6 protein-coding genes, 1 rRNA gene and 1 riboswitch are annotated in these 8,051 nt (G+C 27.0%); of the genes, 4 read left to right on the forward strand and 3 right to left on the reverse strand.

Translation table 11 applies throughout. The features are described 5' to 3' along the window. Positions 1–566: 566 nt before the first annotated feature. Positions 567–1,232 carry a hypothetical protein gene (locus BM119_RS18955; RefSeq protein ID WP_090043273.1) on the reverse strand — a complete coding sequence of 222 codons (666 nt, stop codon included), beginning with the start codon at positions 1,230–1,232 and terminating at the stop codon, positions 567–569. A gap of 269 nt (positions 1,233–1,501) precedes the next feature. Continuing rightward, positions 1,502–1,602: riboswitch (TPP riboswitch) on the forward strand. 253 nt (positions 1,603–1,855) lie between these two features. Between BM119_RS18955 and thiT the strand changes: the two genes are divergently transcribed. Beyond that, complete coding sequence (gene thiT / locus BM119_RS18960; protein WP_090043274.1) at positions 1,856–2,500, forward strand: energy-coupled thiamine transporter ThiT; 645 nt, start codon at positions 1,856–1,858, stop codon at positions 2,498–2,500. A gap of 227 nt (positions 2,501–2,727) precedes the next feature. On the opposite strand, the gene BM119_RS18965 is transcribed toward thiT, so the two are convergent. Then, entirely contained in the window at positions 2,728–3,396 is a 669-nt protein-coding gene (locus tag BM119_RS18965; RefSeq protein WP_090043275.1) for a DUF4230 domain-containing protein, read from the reverse strand. A 648-nt stretch (positions 3,397–4,044) separates the two neighbouring features. On the opposite strand from BM119_RS18965, the gene BM119_RS18970 reads away from it, so the two are divergent. Together BM119_RS18970 and BM119_RS18975 are read left to right on the forward strand one after the other, a co-directional pair. Then, positions 4,045–5,217, forward strand: coding sequence for an MFS transporter (locus tag BM119_RS18970; protein ID WP_090043276.1), 1,173 nt, complete (start codon positions 4,045–4,047; stop codon positions 5,215–5,217). Between the two features lie 114 nt (positions 5,218–5,331). Further along, positions 5,332–6,258, forward strand: coding sequence for a GNAT family N-acetyltransferase (locus tag BM119_RS18975; RefSeq protein WP_090043277.1), 927 nt, complete (start codon positions 5,332–5,334; stop codon positions 6,256–6,258). Positions 6,259–6,465: 207 nt separating this feature from the next. Here the strand turns inward: BM119_RS18975 and BM119_RS18980 are convergent, their stop codons facing one another. After that, positions 6,466–7,134 carry a hypothetical protein gene (locus tag BM119_RS18980; RefSeq protein ID WP_090043278.1) on the reverse strand — a complete coding sequence of 223 codons (669 nt, stop codon included), beginning with the start codon at positions 7,132–7,134 and terminating at the stop codon, positions 6,466–6,468. A 674-nt stretch (positions 7,135–7,808) separates the two neighbouring features. On the opposite strand from BM119_RS18980, the gene BM119_RS18985 reads away from it, so the two are divergent. Further along, positions 7,809–8,051: ribosomal RNA gene (locus BM119_RS18985) — 16S ribosomal RNA — on the forward strand; the annotation flags it as partial.

Consider the following 8,051-nt stretch of genomic DNA (forward strand, 5'->3'; position numbering starts at 1 on the left):
TAAAGTTTTTTAATGTATAGGATATTATAAAATTTCAAATCTGTGGATAACTTTGATAACTATTAAAATATATAGATTTTTTAGTTGAAAACTTTAATTAGTGAAAAATTACAAGTGGCAAGTTGCAAGAGTTTAAGAAATTGACAATTGACGATTGAAAATTGACAATTCAAGGATAAATCTTCTAAGGAAGATTTTAAAATTTAAAAAATATAATTTAGAGAAAATCTGTGATTTTCAACCTGAACTTTCAACTTTCCACTCTCAACCTTCAACTTTATATTTAGGAAGTCCGTGACTTTCAACAATAATCGTCAATTCTCAATTGTCAATTAAAAAAGGGCGTAGCCTTTTGTTCTTACTTAGGAAAGTTAGGTACACGAAAGAAAATAACAAGTCAAATATGCTATCATACTGACTTGTTATTTTTTAAATGTACCTTAATGATATTTTCCTTTACGTTATTAATAAACATTAACTTATAACTATCAACCTGTCACTAATTTATTCTTATAACTTAAATAAGTATTTTCTGTTTTAAATTAAAGAATTGTGTGATCATTTTGTTATGAGAGAAACCAACTTATATTTATATAACCATTTTCAGCTTTTTTACCTTTCAAATCTATAAAATATTTCTTATTTTTTTCAAGACTTACAGAAACATATCCATCTGTATTGGTTGGCAGTTTTTCAAGAGTATTACCTTTTTCATCAATTATCTTAGCATCAATTGAACCTTTTTCAGTATGAATACTATATTGTAGATCTATTTTGTTATCACTATCATAAGATAACTCAACTTGATAATGTAAGTTCCAATAATCAAAGTTAAGTTCATAATTTGAATCGTCTTGATTTTCATTAAGATTTTTAGATTCTTTTGAAACATCCCAATTCATCATTTCACTTATAGAATAATGAGATAAAAAAAGACATCCTATATTTATAGTTACCAATAAGATTATTAAATACATAAAAATCTTTTGAGTTTTTGGAGAATAGTGCAAATTAAATTTTTCAGACTTTGTATGATTTTTAATTAATATGTATATAGCAAATCCTATAAAAAAGGGTACAAAAGCTGAAATATATACCCATTTAATACTTACAGATTTATTTTTACAATCTCTATATACCCATATTCCAATGAATATACATGTAATAATATAAAGAATTATACTTATGGGTATTGCAAGCATCCAAAGAGATTCTGTAGTTAACGGAACCATAATTTTAACACATCCTTTTTATAAAATTAATTTAAGAGTACTTAATAATATTTACAACAGAAAAAATTAAAAGACTAATTACCTATATATGTAAAATAAATACTGTCAATATATTATAAACTTAAATAGGACAGTATTAAAAGGGCTGATTTAGAAAATATTAAACAAAACTTTTGTAAAGGAATATAAGGTAATAAATACAAAACATAAATTTCTAAAAAATGGTTGAAATTTTGTGTTTAGGAGTTATAATAGAAGTAACAATATAATAAAAAAGCTAGGGGTGCCGCTGAGGCTGAGAGGAAAAGTATTTCTAACCCTTGTACCTGATCTGGATAGTACCAGCGTAGGGAAGCAGTATTAATATAAATTATAATTAATTTACAGCCATTAACACTGCTTTATAGTAGTGTTTTTTTGTTGTAAAAATTTATATGATGACCATCACCTGAATCAATATTCATTTTATATTAAAGGTATGATATTTAAATGTAGGTTATGAAACAAATTATAATCTATAGATAGCCTTATGTAAGACTTATAAAAATTATTGATTATAAAGAAACAATATCTAAATTAAAGAATTGGTTGAGAATATATAAAATATTAAGGAGGTATTTAGTATGTTTGATTTTAATTTTAAAACTCCTCACGTAGGAGATTCACTTAAGGAGGTATTTTCCAATCCTATAATCTATATAACACTACTTTGTTTAATTGGATTAGTTATAGCATTAGTAGTTATAAGAAATGTAAAATTAGATGCTAAAACTATGACTTATGTTGGCATAGCTATAGCGTTAGGGACAATTTTAAAAATGTTTACTATAATTAAGATGCCTAATGGAGGAGCTGTAACATTAGGAAGTATGATACCTATAATTTTTGTAGCGTATATATATGGACCACGAGTTGGTATGTTAACAGGCTTCTTATTTGGAGTTATAGATTTAATGTTAGGAGCTTATGTTATTCATCCAGTACAATTATTACTTGACTATTCATTTCCATTCATGGCTCTAGGATTAGCTGGTTATTTCAAAAACAACATAGCATTAGGGTCAACAGTAGGTATTATTGGACGTTATATATGTCATGTGTTATCAGGGGTTATATTCTTTGCAAGTTATGCCGGAAATCAAAATCCATTAATATATTCATTAATATATAATGCAACTTATTTAATACCTGAATTAATTATAACAATAGTAGTATTAAAACTTATACCACTAAACAGGATAGAAAGATCATTATCGAAGAGTTGTTAAGGTGCATGAAAGAAAAGTTCTTTTTTTCAATGTGCCTAATTAACAAAAAAGAACTGCTTTACGTATTAGTAATAGCAGTTTTTTTGTATTAATATATTTCAGTAGATTTTTATATAATGACTATCACTTTTAATACCCACATACTTTTATAATGGGTGCTACAATTCTAGATTAATTCATTTAACATTCAGGCTAAGAAAAGAACACTACCTGAATGAAGCTTAGTTCTATACGAAATTTATATCTAGGTCATAATTAGAAAGATTTGTACTAGAGAGTATTGAGGATAGTAAATCTTTTATAGTAGATTCACTATTTTTAAGTGCATCATCATATACATCCTCATATAGTAACTTAGATTTCATTTTCGCCTTTACTTCTGTCATTAAAACATCATATTCTTCAGGACTTAAATTCACTTCTCCAAATCTTAAAACTCCTAGGTCTGGAGAATGGTATATGGTTTTTTCTTCATCTATTGAAATAGTTTTTATAGCTGGCTTATCTATAGTTAAGGTTATTTTCTTTGATATTTTATCTATAGATATTTTGTCAGATTTAAGATTTGATAGGTCTACTGTATATATACCCTGACCAAAAAAATCTATAGTTTGAAGCTTTTTAAAGATATTAAGGGTACCAAAACTGTTATTAACAGTTACTTCTTCCTTTAACTCAGTCTCCATTGGAATTAATTCATTTTGTTTCTTTATTTCATTTATTAATATATCTTTTGTAACAAATTTATTATAAGTTTTAGAGGAATTTGGAACAATCCAAGTTTCTTTAGTTTTACCTAAGTTAGAAAGTGTGTATGTCATATATCCGCCTAAAAATATAAATACTAAAGCTAGTAATGTTAAAACTATTAATTTTGATTTTAGCTTCTTTCTCATAGAATAAATCCTCCACTAAAAAGTGTTACAAGAGATTATATTCTTAAAAACTCTTTTTAATTACTCAAAAAATATAGTCCTTAACCGAAAAGCACTTAAAGGTTAAGGACTAAAGTAAATATTAATTTATTAAGGTGGGGGGATTTAACTCTTTAGCCAAGGCAATTAAAACTCACAAATGAGGCCTAAGAGCATATAAATATAGATTTTATCCCAGCGGTATCTTTGATAATACTCTTATTTTTAGGTAAGAGTTCAAAAATTGCTACGCACATGGGTAATTTCTTCTAAGCTTTGTATGAAGTTATATTATATTCATTTTAGAAAAACTTCATATAAAGGTAAGAAGAACTGGGTCTACAATAATAGGGTTAGCAATTACACACTTATTATTCATAAAAACTATGGTTGATTAATTCCAATTAATCAAGAATTTATATAAAGAAATATAAGGAGTTAATTAATAAGATTTATAGATTGATTATTTATATGTTTTTGCAAAATATATTTAATGAACTTATTAAAAGTAAAGATAAAATTTACCATTAAATTAGGTGAGAAATAGTTTTAATGTACTTCTTTTAAATTGTGGTATAATTATTCAGTATGAAAAAAATAAGAAGGATTTGGAAGGGGAAGTATATTTAAATGGAGAACAAAAAGCCGCATTTATTCACAATAATATTCATATTTACAATGATGATTCTAGCTGCTATAGCTGAAAACACAAGAGGGGTTCTTGTTCCTAGCTTTAAGGCAGACTTTGGAATTAATGATGCAGACATAGGATTTATATTCGGAATGTGTACGATTGGGTATTCCATAGCAAGCTTTTTAGGCGGTATGCTTTGTGAAAAGGTTGGTCAAAAGAAAGTTTTCGTTTTAGGAATTTTGACTATGATTGTATCAATGCTGTTAATATCGTTTAGCACAAATTATTATCAATTTGTAGCAACTATAACTTTATCAAGTTGTGGACTAGCATTTTCAGCTATAAGTATAAATACATTGATACCTATATTATTTATATCAATGCAAAGTGTAATCATGAATTTAGTTCATTTTTGTTATGGATTAGGTTCTTCAACAGGACAAATGGCTTTTGGTAAATTACTGTATTATAATGTAAGTTGGAGACATATATACATAGGCGTTGCAGGTCTTTATGGAATAATGCTTTTATTATTTAAATTTATAAAAATACCAGATGTTCAGAAAGACAACCAGGAAGAAAAGTTGACATTAAAAGATGCTTTAAGCAATAAATTAGTGTGGTTCTATATATTTGCATTAGGATTTTATGTGTTTGCAGAGGGTGGTACAGGAAACTGGTTTGTAAACTATATGGAGTCAAGTTTTGATTTTAACAAATCACAAAGTTCAACATATTTATCAATATTTTTTGCTTTATTTGCTATAGGTAGATTAGGTGGAGGATTTGTTGTTGAGAAAATGGGATATTTAAATACGGTTTTAAAATCACTTATTATAGCATTTATTATATATACTATAGGATTTGGAATGGGATCTAATGGAGTTCTTATAATAGGAGTTTCAGGTATATTTTTTGCGATAACTTTCCCAACCGTTGTATTAAGTATAAGCAAAGTTTTTACTAAAGGAAGCACTTACTTAACAGGTATAATAATAACATTTGCAATGTTTATAAGTATGATTATGAATAACATAATGGGAATTGTAAATCAACTTGTTGGAACTAGGATGGCGTTATCATTAATACCTATAAGTTTAGTATTATCAATTATCTCTGTATCTGTCATTTACCGTAAAACTAAGGATAAATTAATTATTAAAAAGTAGGCTCTTTTTAGAGCTTACTTTCTTTTCTTGATTACAGTATTTAAGAAAAAGGTATATAATGTTTATTAAGAAAAATACATGAGAGTTTACTAAATATGTCTAGGAGAGATAGCTATGTTTAAAATGAAAGAGGTTATAGAGGTATCAAAGGTATCCTCAAGTGAGTATATAATAAAAGATAAGAATGGTATAACAGTAGGAAGAATACATACTATAGATTTCAATAGAAATTCTAAAAGTTGTTTGATTAGATTAAAGTATTATAGAAGTGATAATGTTTTATTACTTAAAGAATGTATAAATAGTATTTGTTCTAAATTATTTAATATAAAAGATTTATTTAAATTAAGTTTTATTATCGATGATGATTTAAATATTACACCCTTTGATGAATTAGGATTTAAATTAGAGGGAATTTTAGATAATAATATATCTGAAAATGGTATTTATACCAGTGTGTATTTGTTTGGAATAACATCTATTCAATTCAACAATAGAACTACAAAGTTAGGTCTAAGTATAGAAGGAAAAAAAATAAAGTTAAAACTTTTAACACCACAATACACAAATGATATGCTATCTTATTATATAAAAAATAAAACTCACTTAGAAAACTTTGAACCATTACGTGATTCAAGTTTTTATACTGAAAGTATACAAAAGAAGATATTATCAGAGAATTATAGACAATATCTCAATGGTACGAGTATAAACTTAGGCATATTTAAAAATGATAGATTAATAGGTAAAATTCAATTATCTAATATAGTGTATGGGATATTTAAAAATGCATTTATAGGATATTCTATAGATGAAAATGAACAAGGAAAAGGCTATATGAAAGATGCGGTAAATACTTTGGTTAATTATGCTTTTAATGAAATGGAATTGCATAGAATTGAGGCATCTACTTTAATAGATAACTTGAAGTCACAAAATGTATTAATATCGTGTGGATTTACAAAGCTAGGAATTAATAAAAACTATTTGAACATAAATGGTGAGTGGAAAGATCACATAAGTTTTTACAAAACTAGATAAGGAACATTCAAAAAAATAACAAGTCAGTATGCTAGTCTATTTTCTTTCATGTACCTAAGTAAATATAATGATAATTATAAATGAGGTAAGATACTTTATTCTCATGTCAAAAATAAGAATAAATTTTTATCATTAATATAAAGTAAGATAATATTGATCTTCATAAAAGGAAATATGCCTACAAGATCTTGTAGGCATATTTTGTTTTTAGATTTTTGACGCTTTTTTAACTGCAGCCTGATGATCAGGATCCTTTTTATTATCCATATGTCTTGTGCTATTTAAGAAATGGATATCTATATGCCCATCCATATCATTATTCTTAATAAAATCAAGATTTTGACCAGAATTAAAATTTCCAGAACGATTAGTAACCCATTTAAGCCAAGGTTCACTGTCTATGCCGGCGTGGGGCATAGCAGACATTGAAGCTGCATAGGTTTTATTATTTATAATAAGGTATACAGGTCTTCTTTCCCAAGAAAAACCTTTCCATATTGTCTTCATAACATTAGTATCATTTTTAGTTAAGGTTTCAGCATCAGCATGATTTGTTCCAGTTGTTCTTTCAACATTAAAGCTATTACCGGATTCTATGTCTACAACTTTAGCATGAGTTCCAACTGAAAATAGGGAGGACCCATCATTCCACCAATCAACTAATGCAACATCATTAGAGATATGGTTAAAAGTTGGGCTAGATAAAAAATCATAATCAAACACTTCATCAGATAAAGTATCCTTATAAGCATTAGGTTCTAATTCATTATTAGTTGATAATTCTATATAACACTCAGAGTGACCTGAAAACAATATAGATATAAAGGACATACATAATAATAAAAGCGCAGCATTAAAATTATGTCTTTTTTTCATAAATAACTCCTTTCAAAGTAAATACAAATTTTAAAATACACACATAAAATAAGATTATTTGAGAAGTACTGTAAATATACTGTGCTAAATCTTAAATAAATATGCATTAACTATAAAGATTAGAATTATATGTGTTAAATTGCATAAAGTATCAATTAAAAGTTTATCTATAAGAATAATAGATAGTAAGGGTTTTATAGGTTATTAAATATTTTACTTGAAAGTGTAATAAAAAATATAGAATTTGGGTAATATTATAAAAGAGTATACAAAAAGTGGCTTTTTAACTTAATTTAAATCAATATATATCAATTGGTTTAAATATACCTTACCTAGTGTGTCAATATATAAACATTTATGAATTTTAGAGTATTATTAAGTAAGATAAGTATAACCTTACTTAATAAGAGGGAAAATATTTTCGATATATTGTTAATATGATAAGATTAATATCGTTGCAGATAAGAAAACAAATCAACAAGAATTAAAAACTTAAGGAAATTTGAAAAAAAGTTTCGAAAGTTGTTGACAAAGTTATTTGGAAATGCGATAATAAATAAGTCGCATGAAGCGGCAAACAAAAATTGGTCTTTGAAAATTAAACAGATTAAGATAAAGAACCAGCAATTCTTTTACAGTAAATAATTAGCGAAAAGCTAAGAGATTAAACTTTTTAAATTGAGAGTTTGATCCTGGCTCAGGATGAATGCTGGCGGCGTGCTTAACACATGCAAGTCGAGCGAGAGAGTCTCTTCGGAAACAATCTAGCGGCGGACGGGTGAGTAACACGTGGGCAACCTGCCTTGTAGTGGGGGATAGCCCTCCGAAAGGAGGATTAATACCGCATATTGTCACATTGAGGCATCTCAAAGTGATGAAAGGAGTAATCCGCTACAAGATGGGCCCGCGGCGCATTA

Origin of the sequence: Clostridium frigidicarnis, assembly GCF_900111985.1 — a bacterium.
GTDB lineage: Bacteria > Bacillota > Clostridia > Clostridiales > Clostridiaceae > Clostridium_Z > Clostridium_Z frigidicarnis.

Coding starts and splice junctions, on each gene's coding strand:
- BM119_RS18955 (WP_090043273.1), bottom strand. CDS start 1,232: ATGGTTCCGTTAACTACAGAATCTCTTTGGATGCTTGCAATACCCATA.
- thiT (WP_090043274.1), top strand. CDS start 1,856: ATGTTTGATTTTAATTTTAAAACTCCTCACGTAGGAGATTCACTTAAG.
- BM119_RS18965 (WP_090043275.1), bottom strand. CDS start 3,396: ATGAGAAAGAAGCTAAAATCAAAATTAATAGTTTTAACATTACTAGCT.
- BM119_RS18970 (WP_090043276.1), top strand. CDS start 4,045: ATGGAGAACAAAAAGCCGCATTTATTCACAATAATATTCATATTTACA.
- BM119_RS18975 (WP_090043277.1), top strand. CDS start 5,332: ATGTTTAAAATGAAAGAGGTTATAGAGGTATCAAAGGTATCCTCAAGT.
- BM119_RS18980 (WP_090043278.1), bottom strand. CDS start 7,134: ATGAAAAAAAGACATAATTTTAATGCTGCGCTTTTATTATTATGTATG.